This is a genomic window from Rhizobium sp. CCGE 510 (genome assembly GCF_000292525.1).
Lineage (GTDB): Bacteria > Pseudomonadota > Alphaproteobacteria > Rhizobiales > Rhizobiaceae > Rhizobium.
Genome location: NZ_AEYF01000002.1, coordinates 143,659 through 167,207, shown reverse-complemented (window position 1 = coordinate 167,207; position 23,549 = coordinate 143,659). Strand labels below are relative to the sequence as shown.

General features: G+C 62.2%; 22 protein-coding genes. 12 read left to right on the top strand and 10 right to left on the bottom strand.

Features of this window, described 5'->3' with window-relative positions; genetic code table 11:
• Positions 1-13: 13 nt before the first annotated feature.
• Complete coding sequence (locus RCCGE510_RS02505; RefSeq protein ID WP_007626851.1) at positions 14-649, top strand: LysE family translocator; 636 nt, start codon at positions 14-16, stop codon at positions 647-649.
• 50 nt (positions 650-699) lie between these two features.
• Here RCCGE510_RS02505 and RCCGE510_RS02500 read toward each other — a convergent pair whose 3' ends face one another.
• The 3 genes from RCCGE510_RS02500 to RCCGE510_RS02490 form a co-directional block, all read right to left on the bottom strand.
• Positions 700-1,605, bottom strand: coding sequence for an MBL fold metallo-hydrolase (locus RCCGE510_RS02500; protein WP_007626849.1), 906 nt, complete (start codon positions 1,603-1,605; stop codon positions 700-702).
• Between the two features lie 120 nt (positions 1,606-1,725).
• Positions 1,726-2,334 (bottom strand): NAD(P)-dependent oxidoreductase, encoded by a 609-nt coding sequence (locus RCCGE510_RS02495; RefSeq protein ID WP_007626847.1) that lies wholly within the window; start codon positions 2,332-2,334, stop codon positions 1,726-1,728.
• 28 nt (positions 2,335-2,362) lie between these two features.
• A complete protein-coding gene (locus RCCGE510_RS02490) occupies positions 2,363-3,031 on the bottom strand; it encodes a DsbA family protein (RefSeq protein ID WP_037077533.1) in 669 nt (222 codons plus the stop codon).
• Between the two features lie 94 nt (positions 3,032-3,125).
• On the opposite strand from RCCGE510_RS02490, the gene RCCGE510_RS02485 reads away from it, so the two are divergent.
• The 3 genes from RCCGE510_RS02485 (at position 3,126) to RCCGE510_RS02475 (ending at position 5,785) form a co-directional block, all read left to right on the top strand.
• On the top strand, positions 3,126-4,007 hold the full coding sequence (locus RCCGE510_RS02485) for a LysR family transcriptional regulator (protein ID WP_037077532.1): 882 nt from the start codon (positions 3,126-3,128) through the stop codon (positions 4,005-4,007).
• A 281-nt stretch (positions 4,008-4,288) separates the two neighbouring features.
• Entirely contained in the window at positions 4,289-4,729 is a 441-nt protein-coding gene (locus tag RCCGE510_RS02480; protein WP_037077529.1) for a cytochrome c, read from the top strand.
• A gap of 141 nt (positions 4,730-4,870) precedes the next feature.
• On the top strand, positions 4,871-5,785 hold the full coding sequence (locus RCCGE510_RS02475) for a cytochrome c (RefSeq protein WP_007626840.1): 915 nt from the start codon (positions 4,871-4,873) through the stop codon (positions 5,783-5,785).
• 61 nt (positions 5,786-5,846) lie between these two features.
• Here the strand turns inward: RCCGE510_RS02475 and RCCGE510_RS02470 are convergent, their stop codons facing one another.
• Positions 5,847-6,341: a GNAT family N-acetyltransferase gene (locus RCCGE510_RS02470; protein ID WP_007626839.1), complete on the bottom strand. Its 495-nt coding sequence runs from the start codon at positions 6,339-6,341 to the stop codon at positions 5,847-5,849.
• A gap of 282 nt (positions 6,342-6,623) precedes the next feature.
• On the opposite strand from RCCGE510_RS02470, the gene dmeR reads away from it, so the two are divergent.
• The 3 genes from dmeR (at position 6,624) to bla (ending at position 8,919) form a co-directional block, all read left to right on the top strand.
• Positions 6,624-6,896: a Ni(II)/Co(II)-sensing transcriptional repressor DmeR gene (dmeR, locus tag RCCGE510_RS02465; protein WP_007626838.1), complete on the top strand. Its 273-nt coding sequence runs from the start codon at positions 6,624-6,626 to the stop codon at positions 6,894-6,896.
• A 23-nt stretch (positions 6,897-6,919) separates the two neighbouring features.
• Positions 6,920-7,882 (top strand): CDF family Co(II)/Ni(II) efflux transporter DmeF, encoded by a 963-nt coding sequence (dmeF, locus tag RCCGE510_RS02460; protein ID WP_007626837.1) that lies wholly within the window; start codon positions 6,920-6,922, stop codon positions 7,880-7,882.
• A gap of 146 nt (positions 7,883-8,028) precedes the next feature.
• Complete coding sequence (gene bla, locus RCCGE510_RS02455) at positions 8,029-8,919, top strand: class A beta-lactamase (RefSeq protein ID WP_007626836.1); 891 nt, start codon at positions 8,029-8,031, stop codon at positions 8,917-8,919.
• Between the two features lie 243 nt (positions 8,920-9,162).
• Here bla and RCCGE510_RS02450 read toward each other — a convergent pair whose 3' ends face one another.
• A complete protein-coding gene (locus RCCGE510_RS02450) occupies positions 9,163-11,502 on the bottom strand; it encodes a glucose/quinate/shikimate family membrane-bound PQQ-dependent dehydrogenase (protein ID WP_007626829.1) in 2,340 nt (779 codons plus the stop codon).
• Between the two features lie 185 nt (positions 11,503-11,687).
• A complete protein-coding gene (locus RCCGE510_RS02445) occupies positions 11,688-13,190 on the bottom strand; it encodes a protein adenylyltransferase SelO (protein WP_007626828.1) in 1,503 nt (500 codons plus the stop codon).
• Between the two features lie 255 nt (positions 13,191-13,445).
• On the opposite strand from RCCGE510_RS02445, the gene RCCGE510_RS02440 reads away from it, so the two are divergent.
• Positions 13,446-14,888 carry an MFS transporter gene (locus tag RCCGE510_RS02440; RefSeq protein ID WP_007626827.1) on the top strand — a complete coding sequence of 481 codons (1,443 nt, stop codon included), beginning with the start codon at positions 13,446-13,448 and terminating at the stop codon, positions 14,886-14,888.
• A 456-nt stretch (positions 14,889-15,344) separates the two neighbouring features.
• Here RCCGE510_RS02440 and RCCGE510_RS02430 read toward each other — a convergent pair whose 3' ends face one another.
• Positions 15,345-16,292, bottom strand: a complete 948-nt coding sequence (locus RCCGE510_RS02430; RefSeq protein WP_007626825.1) for a homocysteine S-methyltransferase family protein — start codon at positions 16,290-16,292, stop codon at positions 15,345-15,347.
• A gap of 219 nt (positions 16,293-16,511) precedes the next feature.
• On the opposite strand from RCCGE510_RS02430, the gene RCCGE510_RS02425 reads away from it, so the two are divergent.
• Complete coding sequence (locus RCCGE510_RS02425; RefSeq protein WP_007626823.1) at positions 16,512-17,141, top strand: TetR/AcrR family transcriptional regulator; 630 nt, start codon at positions 16,512-16,514, stop codon at positions 17,139-17,141.
• Between the two features lie 55 nt (positions 17,142-17,196).
• On the opposite strand, the gene RCCGE510_RS02420 is transcribed toward RCCGE510_RS02425, so the two are convergent.
• Together RCCGE510_RS02420 and RCCGE510_RS02415 are read right to left on the bottom strand one after the other, a co-directional pair.
• On the bottom strand, positions 17,197-17,721 hold the full coding sequence (locus RCCGE510_RS02420; protein WP_007626821.1) for a DUF1697 domain-containing protein: 525 nt from the start codon (positions 17,719-17,721) through the stop codon (positions 17,197-17,199).
• A 222-nt stretch (positions 17,722-17,943) separates the two neighbouring features.
• Positions 17,944-20,052, bottom strand: a complete 2,109-nt coding sequence (locus RCCGE510_RS02415) for a S9 family peptidase (RefSeq protein WP_007626819.1) — start codon at positions 20,050-20,052, stop codon at positions 17,944-17,946.
• A gap of 252 nt (positions 20,053-20,304) precedes the next feature.
• Between RCCGE510_RS02415 and RCCGE510_RS02410 the strand changes: the two genes are divergently transcribed.
• The 3 genes from RCCGE510_RS02410 to RCCGE510_RS02400 all read left to right on the top strand — a co-directional run bounded on the left by RCCGE510_RS02410 (position 20,305) and on the right by RCCGE510_RS02400 (position 22,236).
• Entirely contained in the window at positions 20,305-20,694 is a 390-nt protein-coding gene (locus RCCGE510_RS02410) for a DUF930 domain-containing protein (protein WP_007626817.1), read from the top strand.
• 104 nt (positions 20,695-20,798) lie between these two features.
• Positions 20,799-21,596, top strand: a complete 798-nt coding sequence (locus tag RCCGE510_RS02405; protein ID WP_007626813.1) for a polysaccharide deacetylase family protein — start codon at positions 20,799-20,801, stop codon at positions 21,594-21,596.
• Between the two features lie 76 nt (positions 21,597-21,672).
• The gene (locus RCCGE510_RS02400) at positions 21,673-22,236 is read left to right on the top strand and encodes a PH domain-containing protein (RefSeq protein WP_037077565.1); all 564 of its coding nucleotides are present in this window, start codon (positions 21,673-21,675) and stop codon (positions 22,234-22,236) included.
• Between the two features lie 4 nt (positions 22,237-22,240).
• On the opposite strand, the gene RCCGE510_RS02395 is transcribed toward RCCGE510_RS02400, so the two are convergent.
• Entirely contained in the window at positions 22,241-23,539 is a 1,299-nt protein-coding gene (locus RCCGE510_RS02395; protein ID WP_007626811.1) for an FAD-dependent oxidoreductase, read from the bottom strand.
• Between the last annotated feature and the right edge of the window lie 10 nt (positions 23,540-23,549).

Here is a 23,549-nt window from a genome sequence, read left to right as displayed (position 1 = left end):
GGCGGTAACTGACATGAACTACCACGAAAACCTCTGGCTTTTCTTCATCCTTCTCTTCGGCATCATCATCGTGCCGGGCATGGACATGCTCTTCGTGCTCGCCAATTCGCTGACCGGCGGCGTCAGACGGGGGCTCGCGGCAACCGGCGGCATCATGGCCGGCGGCGCCGTGCATTCGGCCTATGGCGCGGCCGGCGTCGGCGTGCTCGTCACCATGCTGCCGCAGCTTTTCAACGTGCTGCTTGTTGCCGGCGTCGCCTATATGATCTGGATCGGCATTTCGCTCATCCGCAGTTCGATCACCGTCGAGGCGGTCGGGCCGGGAACGGCACGCTCCGGCTGGCGCGCCTTCCGCCAGGGTGCAGTCACCTGTCTCGTGAATCCGAAGGCCTATATTTTCATGTTCGCCGTCTATCCGCAGTTCCTCAAGCCGGAATACGGCCCGGTCTGGATGCAGGGGCTGATCATGGGCGCCATGACAGTTGCCACCCAATTCGCCATCTACGGCACGCTGGCGATGACGGCCGGCCGCAGCCGCGACCTGCTCGTTGCAAATCCTGACGTCACGGCCTTTGTCGGCCGCTTCGCCGGACTGCTGCTGGTTGCGGTCTCCGCCTTCAGCCTCTGGGAGGGTTGGAAAAGTGCCTGAGGGCGGACGGACTCGCGGCCTGGATCTAGCCGCGGGTTTTGCCGCTCTTCTCACTGACCCCAGGTCATTTCGCCCTTGGCGACTTTCGCACCCAATTCCAGCGAAATCGGCATCGCATCGTTGGGGTAGATTTTCTTCATAGCTGCGATCAATGCCTTGGAGTCTGCGGCCTTGGTAGCCTCGGCGTCAAATGTGATCAGGTAATCGCGCGTGTAGCTGACGCTGGAAGCATCCGTCGGCCACGTGGAGATGCCGTGACCCGGTACGACGATCTTGGGCTTGCGGGCGAGGATGTCGTCAAGTGCTGCGCGCCAGGCTTTTCGTTCTTCGACTGTCGGAAGATCGGCGACCCAGGGGTACATGCCGCCGAAGACTGGGACGCCGCCGAACACAGCGCTGAGCGACGGCACCCAGATATAGCGACCGCGATCTTTCAGGCCTGGTGCGGTGACGATTTCGAGCTTTTCGCCATCGACTGACAGCGTGTTGATGTCGCTCGCTTCCGGGAAAATCAGATCGGAGACCGACTTCGGACCGTTGTCGCCCAAAACAGGCGACCAGGCCTTGATCTTGCCCTCGGCGTTCTTCCGCATCAGTGAGACGGTGTCGGAAGCAGCGAGGATGCGAGCATCCGGAAAGGCCTGATGGACCGGTGCGAGACCGAAATAGTAGTCGGGATCGTTGGTGGTGATATAGATCGTGGTCAGGTGCTTGCCGCTGGCCTTGATAGCATCGGCGACGACCTTGCCGTCCGAGAAGCTGAAGCTCGAGTCGATGAGTATCGCTTCCGTTTTCCCGGTCACCAGAACCGGAGCGCGCAGGAAGCCTGCTTCGCTGGCCTTGAATGCCGTCCATGACAGGGGAGGCTTCTCCTGTGCGAGACCGGATGTAGCGAGAGGGATCATGACAGCAGCTGCTGCGGCGATCGTTTTGAGGGTGGTGCGTCTGTCGATCATCGTAGGATTCCCGAGGTTTGTGGACGGGCCAGACCCTGCGCTCGAGGCAGAGAGGCCGCAGCCGACACCCGAATGATGTCGCCCACGCTGGAGCGCCGGATTGAGGTTTGGAAGGTTGAATCAGTAGCCGACGGTAAACCGCTGCCTGACGTGGGCCGGAGCTTCGACCTCGTCAACGAGTGCGATGGCGAAGTCCTCGAAGGAAATGCTGCTGCCGTTTTCGTTCGTCAGGAGCTGGTCCTTGCCGAGGCGGAAGATTCCTGTCCGCACGCCGGGGACGAATACGGCCGAAGGCGACAAGAAGGTCCAGTCGAGGTCGTTTTCAGCTTTGAGCTTGTTGAGGTAGTCGACGCCGCCCTGCGCTTCGGATTTGTAGATCGCCGGAAACTCGGGCGTGTTGACGAGGAGGACGCCTGGCGCGACTTCAAGGCTGCCGGCCCCGCCCACCACGTAGTAACGACGAACGCCGGAGGCCTTGACTGCGCCAAGCAGCTTGTCCGGATCGCTGGCGGAGAAATGCACCGAGCTTATGACTGCGTCATGGCCCTTCAGAACCTCTGCGAGAGCATCAGGTGCCTCGATGTCGCCAGAAGCGGCGATGACGTTGGAGAGAGATGCGATCTTGGAGGGATCTCGGGCGATCGCGGTGACTGTATGGCCGCGAGCTGACAATTCGGACAGGATGCGGGAACCGGCCTGACCGGAAGCGCCGATAAGAGCGATTTTCATGATGATACTCCTGGTTGGGATTGATGTTTCATGCGTCTGCGCGGAGCTCGTCGAGCGCTGCGACGAGATGAGCCGAACCTTGATATAGCGCCTCGCCGCTGAGGACGTGGGCCTCGCCGTTGATGACGGCGACGAGCTGCGGAACTCCGCGAATGCCGAGCGTGCTCATCTGACGCTGGGTGTCTTCCACCCGCACCAGCGTGCGCTCGCGCAAATCGGTGTCGTTCCGGAGCCTCCCGTCGAACGTCTCAACCGTCAGTTCGACGCCACGCTCACCAGCGACCTGAACGGCGACCGTCGCCACCTCCTGGACGTTGGACGTGTCGCGCCCGTTGACATAGCGAGCGATTTGGATGGCATGCAGGAAACGAGGCTCAAGCTTCATATCGTGTTCGCCAAGTGCGGTCAGCGCCAGCGTCGCAGGCCCGGAGTCGAAAATACCGTTCGGTGCGAGCAGGACGTTCTGATGGTACTCCTTGGAGAAACGTTGCCCGGTGAGAGCCTGGATCCTCTGGTCGTTGCGCCAGGCGTGGTCGGCGATCGACGAGACCGGCTGCCCTCCAGCGAACAATCCCGACGGGCGCATCATGAGCTTGTCTCCGAACTTGTCGGCGAGGCCAGCGAGTGCGGGTGCGCTTGCGTAACACCAGCCGCAGAAAGGGTCGAAGAAATATTGAAGTTCGATGTCGGTGGTCACTACGATCTCCTTGTGTTGCGAAAATATAATGTTGCGAGGATCAAAGATAAACGCCACCATGATCGACAGAATGTTGCATGAATCGAGCGAATAAATGGACCGGGTAATCGCGGCAAAAGTTTTGTTGAAGACCGTCGAGCACGGCAGCGCTTCCGGCGCAGCCGAAGAATTGGGCATGTCCCGGGCAATGGCCTCGCGCTACATCGCGTCCATGGAAGATTGGTCAGGAACAAGGCTTCTCCACCGCACGACGCGGCAGCTGAGCCTGACATCGGCGGGTGAACGCGTTCTTGAAATGTGTCGGGACATCGTCCGTGTTGCCGACGCGGTCACGGAAGTCGCAAACCATGCCGATACTCCGCGTGGTCTCCTTCGGGTGACGGCACCCAGCATTCTGGCCGAGGCGCAGCTCATCCCGCTGCTTTCAGATTTTGCGGACGTCTATCCGCGCATCAAGGTCGATTTACAGATTTCCGATCGGACGATCGACCTTGTGCAGGACCGCATCGATCTGGCGATAAGGATCGCCAACCGCCTGGACCCGTCCTTGATCGCGAAACGGCTGGGAGAGTGCTCGTCGCGGCTCTACGCCTCGCCGCGCTATCTCGGGGAATTCGGGACTCCGAAGGGACTAGAGGACCTCAACGACCATAGGTGCCTCACCTACACCCACCTTGGGGGGACGGAATGGTCGCTGAATAATCTTGAATCGCAGGTCGTCATTTCTGTGGAAGGTACCTTCCAGACCAATGACGCTCTCGCTCTCCGGCGTGCCGCTCTGTCCGGTCTCGGCATCGCAACGCTGCCTTGTTTTGCCGCCGATCAGGAGGTTCAGACGGGTAGGCTGGTTGTCGTCTTGCCGGAATGGAAGCCAACCACGCTTGGCATCCATGCTCTTTACGTTTCCCGAAAGCACCTCCCGATGGCTGCGCGGGTTCTCATCGACTTCCTTGCGGCAAGGCTGGCGGATATATAGGTTTAGATAACTCGGGTGATCGCTCGGGAGTGGCACTAGAAATACATTTTACCTTGCTTCGAATACGACCTCGACAACGGTTTCCAGCGTTAGACGTCCAATCACGCGCAACGGCATCGTGTACTCGTTGCACCGCCGGCCCGTGGGGTCTGCTCGCTGCTTATCACGCTGTTTTTATGGTGATCCGGCAAATTGTGACTAGCTGGACGCGTAGATTTTGTCATCCTCCCGGTGCAGATTGGCCATCGGCCGCTCTAGGTCGAGGAAAAATGGAGAGGAATATGAATTGGAAAGCAGTAGCTGCGGCACTAGCGATCGCCGGCATGGCCTTCGGTTCGGTGACCGCCGCCGACGGCACCCATGATTCGCGCATCGCGCTGATGAAGCAGATCGGCGGGGCGGCAGGCGCCCTGGGAGCGATCGCCAAGGGCACCAAGCCTTACGATGCCGAAGCGGTGAAGGCGGCGCTGACGACGATCGCCGCAACAGCCAAGGTGTTCCCTGATCAGTTCAAGCCGGGCACGGAAACGGGCGATAAAGAAGCGAGCCCGAAAATCTGGGAAAACATGGATGACTTCAAGGCGCGCGCCGCCAAGCTCTCAGCCGATGCCGAAACCGCGCTCGCCCAGCTTCCGGCCGATGCCGCGGCTGTCGGCGCCACGGTCAACACACTCGGCGCCAGCTGTGGCGGCTGTCACAAGGCCTATCGCCTCAAGGAGTAAGCGGTAGGCCGTGCAGCAGTTTGCGTCCGGAATGGCGCAAAACAAAGATAGACCACGATCCGCGCCAGCCTTGCCGCTGGCGCGGATCGCCTTATGTGGGATCGACCGGCGGCCAAATGTCGGCAAAAGGGGAGGCGGGGCATGGTCCGCAGGTTCATCCGGTTATTGCTCTGTCTGATCGGCGTCGCCGTGCTCGGCGGAGGCGCCTTCTATCTGGTGACCGCGCCCGATCCGCTGCCGGAAAGCCACTTTGCCGGTCTTGGTGCCCCGGATCCCGCCAACGGTCAGATGGTCTTCTGGGCGGGCGGCTGTGTCAGCTGTCATTCAGCTCCCGGTTCCGAGGGCGATGCCAGGCTGACACTCTCGGGCGGGCTGGCGCTGAAGAGCCCGTTCGGAACCTTCCACGTGCCGAATATCTCCCCCGATGAGAAGGCCGGCATCGGCGCCTGGACGCTGGCTGAGTTCGGCAATGCGATGAAACGCGGCGTCGGCCCAAGCGGCGAGCATCTTTACCCGTCCTTTCCCTATGGCTCCTATGCCCGCATGAGCGACAAGGACGTCAACGATCTCTTCGCCTTCCTGAAAACCCTGCCGAAGAGCGCCAACGTCGCGGCCCCGCATGAGCTGCCGTTCCCCTTCAACATCCGGCTGGCGCTCGGCGGCTGGAAATTCCTCTATTTCAACGACCAGCCGCGCGTCGCCTTGGCCAAAAGCGATGAGAAGGTGAAGCGCGGGCAATATCTTGTCGAAGGCCCCGGTCATTGCGGCGAATGCCATACGCCGCGCGATGCGCTCGGCGGCTTTAAGGCGGATCAGTGGCTCGCCGGCGCCCCCAATCCGGAAGGCAAGGGCCGCATCCCCGATATCACCCCGGCCTCCAAAAGCATCGGCGGCTGGAGTGGGTCCGATATCGCCAGCTATCTCGAAACCGGTTTCACGCCAGATTTCGATAGCGTCGGCGGTTCGATGGTCGATGTGCAGCAGAACATTGCCCATCTGCCGGCCGCTGACCGCGAGGCGATCGCGGCCTATCTGAAGGCCGTGCCGGGGCGCTAAAGCATGTCGTGCAAAAGTGTGCCGCGGTTTTGCGGCAACGACATGCGAAAGAGCCCACAGCTCAAGCGATCGACTGCATATAGCGCATGCCGGTCACCGGCCGCGGGGTGAAATCCATCTGTTCGTAGAAGCGGTGCGCCAGCACATTTCCGGTCGCGGCGCTGACGGAGAGGTAGCCGCAGCCGGCATTGCGCGCGGTCTCGCGCGCCCGGTCGACGAGCAACTGGCCGGTGCCATGACCGCGATGGCCGTCGCGCACGAAGAGATGGTGCAGGTCCATGCCGCGCTTTCCCTCTTGTGCCCTGTAGAGCGGCACCAGAATGGCGTAGCCGATCAGCCCTTCGTCGGTTTCGGCAACCAGCGCCGTGATCCACGGCAGTGGGCCGAACAGGTCGCGCTCCAGCTGCTCCGGCGTCGTTCCCGCCGCATCGCCGTGATGGGCGGCAAGCAGCGCGATCATCGCGTTGAGTTCGGGCAGGTCGCGCGGCTTGGCGGCGCGGATCGTCGCCACCGATGGGCGCATCAATGAAATTTCACTGTCTTCGATTTCGGTCATGGTCTTCGCGTCCTTTGATAGTCTGCCGTCAGGACGCTGCCGATACAACAAAGCCGCCTGACGGCGGCTTGTTGACAATATGATCTTGTCCGGCCGCCCTTTACAGGTACAGCCAAAAATACGAGCGGCTCTGGTGCGCGTTCTTGATCATGGGGCATCAATCGTCGGAAACGCGGCGTTTGTCAATGGCGTCAGAGCCGGACGCTGAAACAGCCCATCAGCCTTGATATTGGCCGGCGCCGTTGATAGTATACCCCCCTATACTATAGGTGAGCGCTGTCCATGTCCCACACCACGCTGCAGAAAAAGAAGCTCGTCGCCCGTGTCAGCCGCCTGAAGGGGCAGATGGAGGCGGTCGAACGGGCGCTCGAGGCTGAGCGCCCCTGCGGCGAGATCCTGCAATTGCTTGCCTCCGTCCGCGGCGCCCTGACCGGGCTGACCGGCGAGGTGCTCGACGATCACCTGCGCGAACATGTGCTGAATGCCGTCGATGACGCGGCGAGGGCGGAAGCGGTCGAGGAAATATCGGAAGTGCTCAGAACCTATATCCGCTGAGTGCCGTGACGAAGGAGCCTGTAATGAGTGCCGGAATCGGGAAAGCAATGAATACCTTTGAACACGATCATGTCTTCCTCGGCGCCGATCATCAGCGCAACGAGCGGCGCATCTGGCTGGTGATCGCGCTGACGGCGGTGATGATGGTGGCGGAAATCGCCGCCGGCACCGTCTACGGCTCCATGGCCCTGGTCGCCGATGGCTGGCACATGTCGACCCATGCCAGCGCTCTGCTGATTTCGGCGCTCGCCTATCTCTTCGCCCGCCGGCAGGCGCGCAATCCGCGTTTCACCTTCGGCACCGGCAAGCTCGGCGATCTCGCCGGCTTCGCCAGCGCTATCGTTCTGGCTTTGATCGCACTGCTGATGGCCTGGGAAAGCTGGCTGCGCCTTTCAAATCCTGTACCGATCGGCTTTGCCCAGGCGATCGCCGTCGCGGTGATCGGCCTTGCCGTCAATCTCGTCAGCGCCTGGCTGCTTTCCGGCCGCGGCCATACCGCGCATGGCAATCATGCGCACCATCACCATCACGGCCATGGCGATCACGCCCATCACGCAAAGCCCGGCGACAACAATATCCGCGCCGCCTATCTGCATGTCATCGCCGATGCCTTGACCTCGGTGCTTGCCATCGCGGCGCTGACGCTCGGCAGCCTCTACGGCTGGCTCTGGCTCGATCCGCTGATGGGCATCGTCGGCGGCCTGGTCATCGCCAATTGGTCCTGGAGCCTGCTGAAATCCGCAGGCAGCGTCCTTCTCGACGTCGTCCCGCACGGTGAGACTTTGCCGAAGGAGATTCGCGAGGCGATCGAGACGGAGGAAGACCGGATCACCGATCTGCATGTCTGGCAGGTCGGCCCCGGCCACCATGCGGCGATCGTCGCGGTCGTCACCTCTGAGCCGCGGGAGCCGGCCTTCTACAAGGGCAGGCTTTCGGCGCTGACGGAATTGTCGCATGTGACGGTCGAGGTCACACGCGCCGCGTGATCGGCGTGCGGACGACAAAGTCGCTCGGCGACAATAAAGTTGCCGCGGGGACAACAAGATTGCTCGGCGGACAACAAGATTGCCGCGGGGACGAGATGCCGCCGCAATCGCCCCTTAGCTCTGTCTTCCTCACCGCCGGAGGAATCATGGATCTCAGTCTTACCCGCCGTATGCTGATAGGCTCGGCTTTGTGCCTGCCTGCGCTAACGCTTCCCGTCAGAGCCCAAGAGACGAGTGAGGAAGACAACGACAACATCCAGCGCCGCCTTGCCGCGCTGGAAAAACGCACCGGCGGCCGTCTTGGCGTCTCGGTGCTCGACACTGAGACGAGCATTTCCTTCAACTATCGCGGCAGCGAAGCCTTTCCGATGTGCAGCACCTTCAAGGCGCTAGCCGCCGGCTTCGTGCTCGCCCGTGCCGACAAGGGCGAGGAAAGTCTCGACCGCCGGGTGACCTATGGAAAGGAAAAGCTGGTCGACTATTCGCCGCTCAGCGAAAAACACGCCGGCACCGATGGCATGACCATTGCCGAACTCTGCGCGGCGGCGGTGACCGTCAGCGACAATACCGCCGGCAACCTGCTGCTCGAAAGTTTTGGCGGTCCGGCTGCATTAACCGACTGGCTGCGCTCGATCGGCGACGGCACGACGCGTCTCGACCGCACCGAACCGACGCTGAACGAGGGCCGGAAGGACGATCCGCGCGACACGACGACACCGGATGCGATGCTCGACACGCTCGGCAACCTGACGCTCGGTTCGATCCTCACCGAGGCCTCCTCAGACAGGTTGATCGCCTGGCTGGTGGCCAGCACCACCGGCGGCGAGCGGCTCAGGGCCGGCCTGCCTAAGGATTGGAAGGTCGGCGACAAAACCGGCACCGGCCCAAACGGCTCCCTCGGCGACATCGCCGTCATCTGGCCGCCCAACCGCGGCCCGATCGTCGCCGCCGTCTATATCGCCGAGGCGACCGCGCCGGTGAAGGAACTCAATCCGGTCTTTGCCGAGGTTGGGCGGATGATCGCCGAGATGGTTTGAATTGGGGGAATGCGAAGGGCATGATCGCAAGCTGTCCGGTTCTCGCGCCGATGGCTGCCCCTCACCCTAACCCTCTCCCCGTAAAAAACGGGGAGAGGGGACGTGCCCAGCGAGACGTTGGCGAAGGACAGAGAGGTCGCGGCATATCCCTTCGCCCCGTTTACGGGGAGAAGGTGGCGGCAGCCGGATGAGGGGCAGGCGGCGATCTCTTCGCTGAGTATCCCCGGGAAGCGCGCCTCCCCATCACGGCAGCGTATAAGCAATCACATAATCGCCGGGCTTGGTGCCGACCGAGCCGTGGCCGCCGGCGACCATGACGACATATTGTTTGTTGTCCTCAGTCGCATAGGTCATCGGCGTCGCCTGGCCGCCGGCCGGAAGCCGGGCCTGCCAGAGCTCCCGGCCGTTGGTCACGTCATAGGCGCGCAGATAGTTGTCGACCGCAGCCCCGAGGAAGGCGACGCCGCCCTTGGTCAGCATCGGCCCGCCGATGCCGGGCACGCCGACCTTGAAGGGCAGGGGCAGCGGCGTCATGTCGTGTACGGTGCCGTTCTTGTGCATGTAGGCGATCTTGCCGGTGCGCAGGTCGACGCCGGCGACATAGCCCCATGGCGGCGCCTGGCAGGGGATCTTCATCAGCCCGAGGAACGGGCCCATGAAGACGCCGTAGGGCGCGCCGTCATTGCGGTTGAGCCCCTGTTCGCTGCCCTTCTCGTCCTGACCCCGCGGCGGAATGTCGGCGGCCGGCACCAGGCGCGAGGTGAAGGCGAGATAGGTCGGCATGCCGAACATGATCTGCCGCTCCGGATCGACCGCGACCGAGCCCCAGTTGAAGGTGCCGAAATTGCCGGGATAGACGATCGTGCCCTCGAGCGAAGGCGGGGTGTAGCGGCCCTCGTAGCGATAACGATGGAAGTCGATGCGGCAGGCGAGCTGGTCGAATAGCGACACGCCCCACATGTCCTTTTCCTTGAGCGGGTCGGGCGAGAAGGTGAGATCGGAGATCGGCTGCGTCGGCGAGGTGTGGTCGCCGGAGACCGCACCATCAGGCGCCGGGATCTCCTTGACCGGGATGATCGGCTCACCGCTGCGCCGGTCGAGCACATAGAGATCACCTTGCTTGGTCGGGCCAACGAGAGCCGGAACCACAGTGCCGTCCGGCTTCGTCAGGTCGATCAGCGCCGGCTGGGCCGGCACGTCCATGTCCCAGAGATCATGATGCACCGTCTGGCGCACCCAGCGCATTTGGCCGGTGGCGATATCCAGCGCGACGATCGAGGAGGAGAACTTCTCGACATTGTCGCTGCGGTTGATGCCGATCTGATCGGGCACTTGGTTGCCGAGCGGGATGTAGACCATGCCGAGCGCCTCGTCGACGCTGAAGACCGACCAGCTGTTCGGCGAATTGGTCGTGTAGGTCTGGCCTTCGGCGAGCGGCGTCGTCACGTCCGGATTGCCGGAATCCCAGTTCCAGAGCAACGCGCCGGTATTGATGTCGAAGGCGCGGATGACGCCGGATTGCTCCTCGGTCGAATAATTGTCGTTCACCGCCCCGCCGACGATGATCTTGCCCGCCACGGCGACTGGAGGCGAGGTGGAATAATAATAGCCCGCCGGGTTGTAGCGCATGCCGGTTTCCAGATGCAGCACGCCCTGGTCGGCAAAACTGGTGCAGACCTTGCCGTCCGCCGCGTCGAGCGCAATCAGCCGGGCATCGGAGGTCGGCAGGTAGACGCGCTCAGCGCAGGGCTGGCCGGCGGCCACATTGGGATCGGCATAGTAGGTGACGCCGCGGCAGGTCTGATGCTGGCGGTCCGGGTTCATCCCGGAATTGGCGTCGTATTTCCATTTCTCCTTGCCGGTCTTGGCGTCGAGCGCGATCGCCCAGTTATGCGGCGTGCACAGATAGAGCGTGTCCTTCACCTTGAGCGGCGTCACCTGATAGGTCGTCTCGCCGACATCGTCCGGGCGTTTGACGTCGCCGGTCTGGTATCGCCACGCCTCCTTGAGGGTGGAGACGTTTTCGGCGGTGATCTGGTCGAGCGGCGAATAGCGCTGGCCGAAGGGCGTGCGACCGTACTGATGCCATTCGCCGTCGGGGACGCTGCCGCCGAAGGCGGGGTTGGCGGCGACCTCATCCCTAGGCAGTTCGCCGGCAAGATCGTGCGGGTCTGTGGTCATCGAATAGAGGGCGACGAGGATGGCCAGAAGAACAGGCACGGCGAGCGGCCACGGGTTTGCGCCGTAGGTGATGCCCGTCGGGCTGCGAAAGCCGAGCGGCCGGCGGATCCACGGCGTCAGCAGCCAAAGCCCGAGCAGGATGATCATGCCGCCGCGCGGGCCGAGCTGCCACCAGTCGAAACCCACCTCCCAGATCGCCCAGGCCAGTGCCGCGACGACCAGCACCGCATAGACCCAGAGCGCCACCGCCTTGCGCATCAACAGCAGCCCGGCGGTGATCAGGAACATCAAGCCGGCGAACAGATAGAACATGCTGCCACCGAGCGTGACGAGCCATAGCCCGCCGCCCCCGAGGGTAAGCCCGATGATGATGAAGAAGATGGAGGTGATGACGATCGCCATAAGGCTGTCTCCCGCTTGATTTAGCCGGGGTGGAGGATCGGCGGAAAACTCCCGCCGATCAGGCAGATAGCGCGAAGGAGATGCCTTTCAACGGCCATATTTGCCGCAGGCTGGTGTCACGGTAGGGTTGCATTGTGCCGGGCCGTCGATCCCTTGATTGCCGCAGCCAAACGGCAAAGCCGCGCTCACGTCCCGCAAAAGGTCGCAAGCACCCGTTCGCTCGGCTGCGGAGGTTCCCGATAGGCGGCAAAACCCGGCTGGTCCTCATAGGGTTTGGAAAGCACGCTCAGCAGCGCCTCGAACAGCGAGAAATCGCCATTCTCGACCGCGGCCTCGATCGCCTGTTCGACCCGGTGATTGCGCGGAATGAAGGCCGGATTGACGCTGCGCATGGCGGTCGCGCGCTCAGCCCCCGTCTGCGGATCGCGTGACAGTCTCTCGCGCCACTGCGTGAGCCAGGTGCCGCAGGCCTCCGGTTCGCGGAAACTCGCGGCAAAGGTAGGCTTCGCGGTCTCGTCGCCGGCAAGATCAGACAGCCGGCGGAAGGTCAGGGTGAAATCGGCGTCCTGCGCCTGCATCAGCGAGAGCAGCGCCTGCACCAGGTCGAGGTCGCCGTCCTCTTCGCCGGCAAGGCCGATCTTGTCTCGCATGCCGGCCAGCCAATGCGCCTGGAACCGTTCGCCATAGGCCCGGATCACCGCGTTCGCCTTGTCGACTGCGCCGTCGGGCTCTTCGTCGATCAGCGGCAGCAGCGTTTCGCCGAGCCTTGCGAGGTTCCATTGGCCGATGCCCGGTTGGTTGGCATAGGCATAGCGCCCCTGCTGGTCGATCGACGAGAAGACGGTGGCGGGATCGTAGGCATCCATGAAGGCGCAGGGACCGAAATCGATCGTCTCGCCGGAGACGGTCATATTGTCGGTGTTCATCACGCCATGGATGAAACCGACATGCAGCCAGCGGGCGATCAGCGCCGCCTGCCGTTCCGAGACCGCCGAAAACAGCGCAAGGTAGGGATTGTCGGCCGCTTTCAGCGCGGGATAGTGCCGGTCGATCACATAGTCTGCCAGCGCCCGCACGCCGTCGGTATCGCCCCTGGCTGCGAAATACTGGAAGGTGCCGACGCGGATATGGCTTGCCGCGACGCGGGTGAAGACCGCGCCCGGCAAAACCTCTTCGCGGTAGACCGGCTCGCCTGTGGTCACCGCCGCCAACGCCCGCGTGGCAGGAACGCCGAGCGCAAACATCGCTTCGCTGATGATATATTCGCGCATCACCGGCCCGATTGCCGCCCGCCCATCGCCGCGGCGCGAAAAAGGCGTTGGTCCGGCACCCTTCAGCTGAATATCGAAGCGCCTGCCGCTGCGGTCGATCACCTCGCCGAGCAGGATCGCCCGGCCGTCGCCGAGCTGCGGCGAGAAGCCGCCGAACTGATGGCCGGCATAGGCCATGGCCAGCGGTTCGGCGCCTTCGGGAACAAGATTTCCGGAAAAGATCGCCGCACCGTCGCGGCGAAGCGCCTCGACGTCGAGCCCAAGCTCGGCGGCCAGCGGTTCGTTGAGCTTGATCAGCCAGGGCTCCGCCACCGAAGTCGGCGTCTGCGCCGCAAAGAAGCGCTCGGGCAGGCCGACATAGCTGTTGTCAAAGGCAAAGGCCGCGCCGGCCCGGTTTTTCTGCAGAGTGGAGGTCATGGTTCATAGGTAGGGCCGGGGCGCCCGCGGCGCAAGCCGGATTGGTCGGAGTGAATGACCTTCACGAAGCTCCGTCCGATGCAAGGAATCGTGATCTGCCTTTACCTCTCGTCAAAGCTGCTTTGCCATAAACGACATAGCGCCGCCATGATCGCAGGCGTATAGCAAATCGTCTCCCCTGGCCTTGCGCCATGTCATTCCCGCGGCCTTGCTGCCTCTTGTGCTCCGCCGCGCCACCGCGAGTTAATCCGGACGATGTCGGATCAGATCTACCAGGCGCCGATGGTTCGGCGCGCCGCGCCCAATTTCCGGGTGATCGCGATGATTGTCGCGAGTGCGATGCTGATGGAAAATATCGACGCGACCGTGCTGGCGACGGCGCTGCCGACCATGGCGCGCGATTTCAGCGTCAGCGCGCCGGCCATGTCGATCGCCCTGACCTCCTATCTCTTGAGTCTGGCGATCTTCATTCCGGCCAGCGGCCGGATGGCCGACCGTTTCGGCTCCCGCACCGTCTTCCGCGCGGCCATATCCGTCTTCGTGATCGGCTCGATCCTCTGCGCGCTGGCGCCGACGCTGTCATTCCTGGTGCTGGCGCGGCTGCTGCAGGGCATAGGCGGGGCGATGATGATGCCGGTCGGGCGGCTGGTGCTGATGCGCAGCGTCGACCGCAAGGATATGGTCAGCGCCATGTCCTGGCTGCTGGTGCCGGCCCTGATCGGCCCGATCGTCGGCCCGCCGCTCGGCGGCTTCTTCGTCACCTATCTCGACTGGCGCTGGATCTTCTACATCAACGTGCCGATCGGCATCATCGGCATGATCTTCGTGTCGATCTACATCGACGAGGTGAAGGGCAAGGCGAGCGGCCCCTTCGATACGCTCGGCTTCGTCCTTTCCGGCATCTCGCTCGGTTCGCTGCTCTTCGGCTTCGAAATGTCCAGCCATGAAGGCGAGGGCGCCTTCTCGATCTTTCTGATCGCCCTCGGCCTGCTCTTCGGCATCGCCTATCTCCGGCACGCTCGCAAGCACCCGTCGCCGATCATGGATTTCTCGCTGATGAAAGTCCCGAGCTTCGGCACCTCGGTGATCGCCGGATCGCTGACGCGCATCACGCAAGGGGCGCAGCCCTTTCTGCTGCCGCTGCTCTTCCAGATCGGCTTCGGCCTGTCCGCCGCTGCGGCCGGCCAGATCGTCATCGCCACAGCGCTTGGCGCGCTCGCCATGAAGCCGATGGCGAAGTTTGTCTTCCGCCGGCTGGGCTTCCGCCGAAGCCTGGTCCTCAACGGCATCTTCGGCACGGTCGGCTATGGCCTCTGCGCCGCCTTCCGGCCGGATTGGCCGATGCCGCTGATCTTCCTCGTCCTGATCCTCAGCGCCTTCTTCCTGTCGTTCCAGTTCACCGCCTATAACACCATCGCCTATGACGAGATCGACAAGGAACGGATGAGTTCGGCCACCAGCTTCTACACCACATTCCAGCAACTGATGCTGTCGCTCGGCATCTGCATCGGGGCCTTGGCGCTGCACGGTTCCATGGCCTTTAGCGGGGCTGAAACGCCGGCACTTGGCGATTTCTCGACCGCCTTTATCGTCGTCACGATCATTTCGATCACCGCCACCTTCTGGAACCTGCGCTTCTCCAAGACCGCCGGCGAGGAGATCAGCGGCTATAGGGCGAAAAGGACGAAAGGCACGTAGGCCTTGTGCCCCGTCAGCCCCCCTCTGCCCTGCCGGGCATCTCCCCCACAGGTGGGGAGATTGGCTGGGCGCACCGGCTTCCCGAAACAATGAGCGTCCAGCATGGCGAAACGGTAGAGGGGCACGAAGTCCAAGCCACTTGTGATCTCCCCACCTGTGGGGGAGATGCCCGGTAGGGCAGAGGGGGGCGGCCCCGGCACGCCCTTGCTGGGGACGACGAAGGCGTCAGAAATCGACCGGCTCCCGCAGATGCTCGCCCCCAAGGACCGACCCTTGAGCCCATAGGCGATCTGACCGTCAAATCCCCCGAAGGCGAGATCACTATCCCGCAGCGCCACCTCCACGGCCCAGGCTCAGTGCGCCTCTGCCGTCCCGTGATTACAAGCCACAGATCGTGCCAGCGGTGCTCACGCATCATCGGGCCCCCTATCGCCATTCTCTCCGCCTCTCAGGTCGTCACGCCGCCTGCGGCAGGCATGCCTCGCAGATCGCCGCGACATGGCGATGGTCGGTGCCGCAGCAGCCGCCAAGCACGCGCAGCTCGGGCATGCGGTCGATGAGCTTGCGGTAGCGGCGGCCGAGATCTTCGGGATCGCCTGCATCCAGCGTCTCGCTATTGTCCAGTTGCTCATGGCTCATGGTCGACGCATTGGCACGGATCCCGGAAATGCGCTTCAACCAGGTGCTTCGAAGATCGAGCGCCGCTTCGAAATGCGTCGGGTGGGCGCAGTTGATCATGTAATAGGCCGGCGCGCCGCCGGTCGCCGCATCCGTCGTCTCGATGGCGTCTTGAATGCTTCTGCCCGTCACCAGCCTGCCGTCCGTCTCCAGGGTAAAGGAGATGGCCGAGGGCATGCCTAGCGATTGTGCTGCCCGCGCCACGCCGATCGCCTCGTCGATATTGGTAAGCGTGAAGGCGGCCACCATGTCCGCCTCCGTGCCGGCGAAAGTCGCAATCTGGAAGGCATGGTAGTCTTCCGCTTCGGCCGCATCCATGGTGCCCGCCTTGTAGCCATCGCCGCGCGGGCCGATCGCACCGCTGATGACGATCGGCCGTTCCGGCCGCTCATAGGCGCTGCGTAAACCCACGAGCAGGTCGACGGCTTCCTCGTTTGCCGCCTTCAGGGCTTCGCTCGTATAGCCGAGCTTCTGCCCCCAATCCGGATTGGCCCGCCATGTCGCCGTATCGAGCACGAAGCCGGTGCCGTGCCGCCGGGCGATATCGAGATAACGGCGATAGTAATTGCGCATGCGCTGGCGCCCGTCTTCGGAAGCCAGCAATATGAAGGCAGCGAAATGCGGAAGATCGATGCCTTCCTGGAAGATCATCGTCGTTTCCATGCCGCCATCGCTAATGAAGGTGCCGCCTTTGAGCTGCGGCAAACCGCTTCTGTACTTTGCCATTGTTGAAGCCTCCCCCTCGCAGCAGCCGAAACGGCTGCCGTCGATGAGTGAAGTTCTGGCGCTTAATCGGCTGCCAAACTAGGCGACTTGCGGTATACTCCAGGCGGCTTTGATTTTTGCGTATTGATATCAATCGCTTGCTTCAACTGATCCTGCCCTGGGCGGCGGCAGGTCCGACCGTGCAACACTGAAAACTGTACCGCCGGTACAGGAGGGGACATGCGAAAGGGCGAGGAAACGCGGACCCGCATCCTCGATGTGGCCGAAGCGGCAGTCTTGCAGAAGGGTTTCGGCGGCACCTCCATCGAGGAACTGATCGCCGAGACCGGCATCACCAAGAGCGGCTTCTTCTATCATTTCAGGGACAAGAACGAGCTCGCCAAGGCGCTGCTCAACCGCTACATCGAAAACGACGAGCGCATCTACGACGAGATCTTCGGCCGCGCGCGTGATCTCGTGGACGATCCGCTGCAATCCTTCCTGCTCGGCCTGAAGCTGCTGTCCGAACTGCTCTCCGACCTGCCGAACGGCCATCCCGGCTGCTTGGTGGCGACCGTCTGCTATTACGAGCGGCTATTCGACCGCGAGATACAGGAGACCAACCGGAACGCAGTGCTTGCCTGGCGCCGCCGTTTCGGCCGCATGCTGCGGGAGATCATGGCTGTCTATCCGCCGCGCGAACCCGTCGACGTCGACCAGCTCGCCGACATGGTGTCCTCCGTTCTGGAAGGCGGCATCGTTTTGTCGAAGACGCTGAAGGAACCGAACACACTGGCCGAGCAGGTGCTGATGCTCCGCACTTTCGTAAAGATGCTCTTCCTGCCGGTGGCGGAGATGCCAAGGGCCTAAGGCAATTCCAGCAAAAATGCGAAGCGGTTTTGCGTCCGGAATTGCGCTGACATCCTCAGTCTCCGTCCTCCAGCGCCGCGGCCATTTCCGCGAGCTTGCGCACGGTGTTGAGATTGCGCGACGTTCCAGTGTTCAGCGCCGGCAGCTTCAGCTTCGAGCGGCCGGAGCCGTTGGGGTAATGCACATAGATTTCGTAGGTCCCGAGCTTTGCCTCCTCGCCATCAGGCGCCACCATCTTTTCCAGCGCATCGGCAGGCGGTTTTTCGGGCAGAAAATAGACGAGCAGGAAGTTCGGTTTGGCGTCGGGAAACGGAGCGCCGGCGGCAATGGCGTCGAGCTCCTTGCGGCTGCGCACCATTACGCCTGGCCGCTTGCCCACCTTTTGTCCGAGCGCCGCGTCGAGCTTTTCCTCCACCGTCTTTTCCGCTTCGTCCGAATGGAAAAGCACGTTGCCGCTCTGGATGTAGGTCTTCACGTCGGAAAAGCCGAGGCCTTTGCAGATAGCCTTCAGTTCGGCCATCGGCAAAGAGCCGGTGCCGCCGACATTGATGGCGCGGAGGAGGGCGATATAGACGGGCATTTCGTTGTCTTCCTTGGCCTGTTGTGCCGTGCCAGCCCCCCTCTGCCCTGCCGGGCATCTCCCCCACAGGTGGGGAGATTGGCTGGGGGCGATGGCTTCCCCAAACAACAGCCCGTCACATCAATCGTAAATCAGGGCGAGGCATATCCTCCTGCTGATCTCCCCCTTGTGGGGGAGATGCCCGGCGGGGCAGAGGGGGTGCCACTAGGCGCGCCCAACCCTTCACATCTTCCCAGCCACCTTGATCGCAAACGCATACTCGAACGCGATCTCTTCCAACCGCTGGAAGCGCCCAGACGCGCCGCCATGGCCGGCATCCATATTCGTCTTCAGAAGGATCGGCGCCTCGCCGGTCGTCTCCTCACGCAGCTTCGCCACCCACTTGGCCGGTTCCCAATAGGTGACGCGCGGATCGGTCAGGCCGCCGAGCGCCAGGATCGGCGGGTAGGGTTTGGCGCCGACATTGTCGTAGGGCGAATAGGAGGCGATCTGCTCGTATTCTTCCCGGCTGTCGATCGGGTTGCCCCATTCCGGCCATTCCGGCGGGGTGAGCGGCAAACTATCGTCGAGCATCGTGTTGAGCACGTCGACGAAGGGAACGGCGGCGATGAGGCCGGCAAACTTCTCCGGCGCCATATTGGCAACCGCACCCATCAGCATGCCCCCGGCCGATCCGCCCTCGGCGATGATCTTCGCGTAAGAGGTGAACTTCTGTTGATTCAGATAATCGGCGGCAGCGACGAAGTCCTTGAAGGTATTCGTCTTCTTGTCCATCTTGCCGTCTTCGTACCAGGAAAAACCCTTGTCCTTGCCGCCGCGGATATGGGCGATGGCATAGACGAAGCCGCGGTCGGCGAGCGACAGGCAATTGGTGTTGAAACCGGCCGGAATGGTGATGCCGTAGGCGCCGTATCCGTAGAGCAGGCAGGGCGCGGTGCCGTCCAGCACTGTGTCTTTGCGATAGAGCAGGGTGACCGGAACTGTCTCGCCGTCCCATGCCGGGGCGAAGACGCGGCGGGTGATATAATCGTCGGGATTGTGACCCGACGGCACCTCCTGGGTCTTCAGGAGCGTGCGTTCGCGGGTCACCATGTTGTAATCATAAAGCTGCGATGGCGTCGTCATCGACGAATAGGAGAAACGGATGACATCCGTGTCATATTCCGCCGCGCCCGAAAGCCCCAGCGAATAGGCTTCCTCGGCAAAGGCGATTGCATGTTCCTCGCCGGTTCTTCGGTCGCGGATCATGATCTGCGGCAGCCCGTCCTTGCGCTCCAGCCAAAGAAGATGGCGGGCATAGGCCATGTGGCTGATGATCAATGTGCCGGGCTTGTGGGCGACGACTTCGCGCCAGTTTTCCTTGACCGGATTGTCGGCCGGCGCTTGCATGATCTTGAAGTCTTTGGCGCCGGCGTCATTCGTCAGGATGTAGAAGACGTCGCCGCCCTCGGTCAGCGAATATTCGATGCCTTCCTCGCGCACTGCCACCAGCTTCGGCTCGGCGGTCAGGTCGCTTGTCGACAGCAGCCGATATTCGCTGGTCTCGTGGTCGTGGATGTCGATATAGATGAAGTCGTCGAGCAGCGAGCCGCCGACGCCCATGAAGAAGCCGGCATCGGCTTCCTCATAGACCAGCCGGTCCGCCGATTGCGGCTGGCCGACAATATGGTGGAACACCTTCGAAGGCCGGTGGTTCTCGTCGAGCGCCGAATAGAAGAAGCTCTTGCCATCTGGCGCCCAGACGCCGCCGCCGCCGGTATTTTCGATCCGGTCTTCGAGGTCTTGCCCGGTCGAGAGGTCGCGGACCTTCAGCGTGAAGAATTCCGAGCCCTTGTCGTCATAGCCCCAGATGCCGCAGCTGTGGTCGCTCGTATGGTCGAGACCGCCGAGACGGAAATAGGCCTTGCCTGATGCCTCCTTGTCGCCGTCGAGCAGCACCGTGCGGATCGCCTCGTCGGCGACGTCGCCGTCCCTAGCGATGCGAAAAAAACGCGGCTGTTCGCCGCCGGTGACATAAAACGTGCCGTAGGCATAGGCCCCGTCCTTCATCGGCACCGAGCTGTCGTCTTCCTTGATGCGGCCGCGCATTTCGGAAAACAGCACCTTTTGCAGCGGCTTGGTGTCTTCCATCGCCGCATTCATATAGGCGTTTTCGGCTTCGAGATGCCGGCGGATGTCAGGATCGAGGATCGAGGGATCCTTGAACATCGCCTGCCAGTTGTCGGCGCGTAGCCAGGCATAATCGTCCGTGCGGGTGATGCCGTGGCGCGTATCGGAGATCGGCTTCTTCGGGGCAGCAGGCGGTGTCGGCAGGTTTTTGAAAACGGACAAGGAATGGCTCCGGTGGGAATGTCAAGTTGGCAAGAGATAGAGGCGCCCCGGTCCCGGATCAAGCGTCAAAGCTGCGCCAAGGATGCGGAGGGCCTTCCACAAGCAAGGAGGCGGCTCTGCCCGCCTTGCCTTGATGTCACCACAATATTTAAGAATGTCCGCTATCAAAGAGCGAAAATTGCACGCGCCAAGCCTCCGGCAAGCTGCCTGTGGCAGGGTGAAGAATGGATAACAGCAAGGGATTTCTCCGCAATGCCGAAACGTCTGCTCCTGTTTGTATCCCTCGTCAGCCTTGCTGCCCCTGCCTTTGCCGTCGATCCGGCCATCAAGAAGCAACTTGAAAAACTCGATCCCTCGACCCGTCTGGAACAGAGCTGCGACACCGAGGCGATGAGCCGCATCAACCAGGAAAGCGCCGGCTTCAAGCCTGACAAGGTGATCGCTTATACCTTCAAGGACCCGATCCCCGGCGACAATTCGCTGCAAGCCCCGGGCGCGGTCTTCCGCAGCAAGGGCGATTGGTATCATCTCTCCTACAATTGCATCACCGGCCCGCAGCATATCAACGTGCGCGAACTCGACTACCAGATCGGCGACAAGGTGCCGCGCGAGAAGTGGGACAAGTATTATCTCTACGATTGATGCCCTTGGCTTTGTTCGGGCGGCAGCGGTGACATCCGGCCACATGGCGCCATGCAAAAGCATCCGCTAAAATCTGTCGAAACCGACTTGTAGAAGCCTCTGATATGAACCGCATCCTGCTCGCTTCGGCGTTCCTTCTGGCCGCCATGGCTCCCCTATTGGCGGACGAGTTGCCCTCAGCGCTGCCTGCCTCGGCCGCTGTCAGCCCGGCACCAAAGACGCCGGCGGTCAAGCTCGTCGAGCCGCATCTGCATATCGCCCGCTCCAACCTTGCCGGCCATGCCCGCATTGCGCTGACCTTCGATGCCTGCATGGGGCAGGCGGACGAGCGTATCCTGTCGACCCTGGTGCGCGAACGCATCCCGGTGACGATCTTCGTCACCGCCCGGTGGCTGAAGCACAACCCTGCAGCGGTTGCCGTGTTCCTGCAGAACCCCGATCTCTTCGAACTCGAAAATCACGGAGAGAACCATATTCCGGCCGTCGACACGCCAACGCTGATCTATGGCATCGCCTCGGCCGGCTCGCCGCAGGCGGTGAGGCAGGAAGTCGAAGGCGGCGCTGCTGCCATGGTCGCGGCCGGCATTCCGGCACCCCGCTGGTTCCGCGGCTCGACTGCCAAATATGACCTTTCCGCCATCGGCGAGATCCGCGCCATGGGCTATCGCATCGCCGGTTATTCGGTGAACGGCGACGGCGGTTCGCTGCTCGGGGCTGCGATTACCGAAAAGCGCATCGCCTCCGCCAAGGACGGTGATGTCGTCATCTCCCACGTCAACCAGCCGACGCATGCGGCGGGCGAGGGGGTGGCCAAGGCGCTGGTCGACCTGAAGGCGAAGGGCGTGCAATTCGTCCGTCTCGAAGACGTCGAGGATCTGGGCGACGACAAAACGACGGAGTAGAGCCTCCGAATCTCTCTGCTTGTTTACCCGCAGAAATCGAATAATGCTGTTCTTGTTTGTTCGGTTGAGGGGACGCATGTTTCGTGCGATTTGGGATGTCGAAAGTGAAATTCGAAATGAGCTTCATCCCGCCGAAGTGGTTGTTTGGATAGGGCAGCCAACTGCCTGGGGAACTTTCGTTTTTAAGTGGCCTGACGTGTTTTTTGGCGTGATCTTCGCGATCTTGGGTTCCACTTTGCTGTTGCCGGCAGATAACGGGGTTGTCAGCATCGATAAGCCAGCTGGAATCATGGGCATCATATTCCCCGGAATTTTCGCGCTCATTGGCATCGCGACTATCGCGGGCGTGGTTTTCGATATGATTGCTACAAGTCGAACCGCTTACGCCGTCACCGATCGCAGGCTTCTCATCATCCGAAATATGATCAGGCGACGCGTGACGACGATAGCGCCGACAGCCATCAACGTTGTGGAGGTCAGGGAAAAATGGGATCGCTCAGGAACCCTCACTTACCGTCGGGAGGGAGACGGAGATAGTGTCAAAAAATTCGGCTTTTTCGGTATCCCAGACGTTCGCGAAGTGGCCAAGCATGTTGAAGAATTGCGGATGATTGGAAAGCAAGCGAGCCAGACGAACTGAGATTTCAGCGCCTTTGGCTTTCCGTCACGTTTCGATGAACGCCCGAATGGAAACGCGCCAAACCCGGTCCATCCCTGTCGAGCGCAAAATCCTCGAACCAGTCGCGATGCATGCCTGCCAGCAGCGCGCCGATCATCTGGGCTGCGAGATAGGAAAAGGTGATGCCGTTGCCGCCGTAGCCGTAGGCGGCGAACACATGCGGCATCTCAGGCACCGGGCCGATCAGCGGCAGGCCGTCGGCGGTTTCGCCGAAGGTTCCGCACCACGCATGTTCCACGCGCGTATCGGCCTTCGGCCATAGCCGCTTTATTTTCTCCTGGATTGCGATGGTCTTGGCCGGCAGCTTGCGGTCGCGGGCTTCGGGATCGGTCGTGCCGTCATCCTCGCCGCCGGCGACGATGCGGTTATCCTCAGTCGTGCGCATATAAAGATAGGGGTGGCTGTTCTCCCAGATCAGCGCCCTGTCGCGCCAGAAATTTGCCGGATACTGGGGCACGGTGGCGAGTGCCCAGCTCGAGCTTGCGCGGTGCAGCTTCGGCATGTCGATGCCCGGCATCGAATAACCTGTGGCAAGCACGACATGCCGCGCCTCGATGATATGACCTCCGTCCGTCTCCGCCGTGACGCGATCGCCTTCGCTGTGAAGTGCCGTGACGGAAGCACTCACCAGCCGCGCGCCGCGCCGGATGGACATCTCGATCAATGCCCAGGTCAGCAGCAGCGGGTCGCATTCCGCCGAACCCGGCGAATAGATCGCCCCGTCGCGGTCGAATTCGAACTGGGTGAAAAGATCGGGATGTTCGAGGTAAACGCCGGGCAGGCCGGCCCGGCGGCGCAGCTGACGCTCCTCCAGTAGATCGCGCGCGCCTTCTTGGTTGGCGGCCAGATAGAGCGTGTTGCGCGGCCGGAAGCCGCATGCAATCCCGTTTGCGGCGATCAGCTTGGAAAGGCCGGCGACCGCAGCACCGCTGCGGCGATAGATGCCGGCGGCGCGTTCGAAGCCGTAATAGTCTTCAAGCTCGGTGAGCGTGCTGTCTATTTCCCATTGCAGCATCGCCGTGCTCGCCACGGTGCTGCCGAAACCGGGCTCCTCGCGGTCGATAATAACGACGGAAAAACCGCGCGCCGTCAGATGTTCGCCAACCAAGGCGCCGGTGATGCCGCCGCCGATCACGGCGACGTCGGTGGAAAAGTTCTGTTCGATCGGCCGCCATGCGGGCCGTATGCCGCTTTTTCCCCAGAGAGAACGACCGCTGACCATCTCGTTGTGATCGGATTCGTTGAGATCGAGATCAGAGGCCACGCGTGTCTCC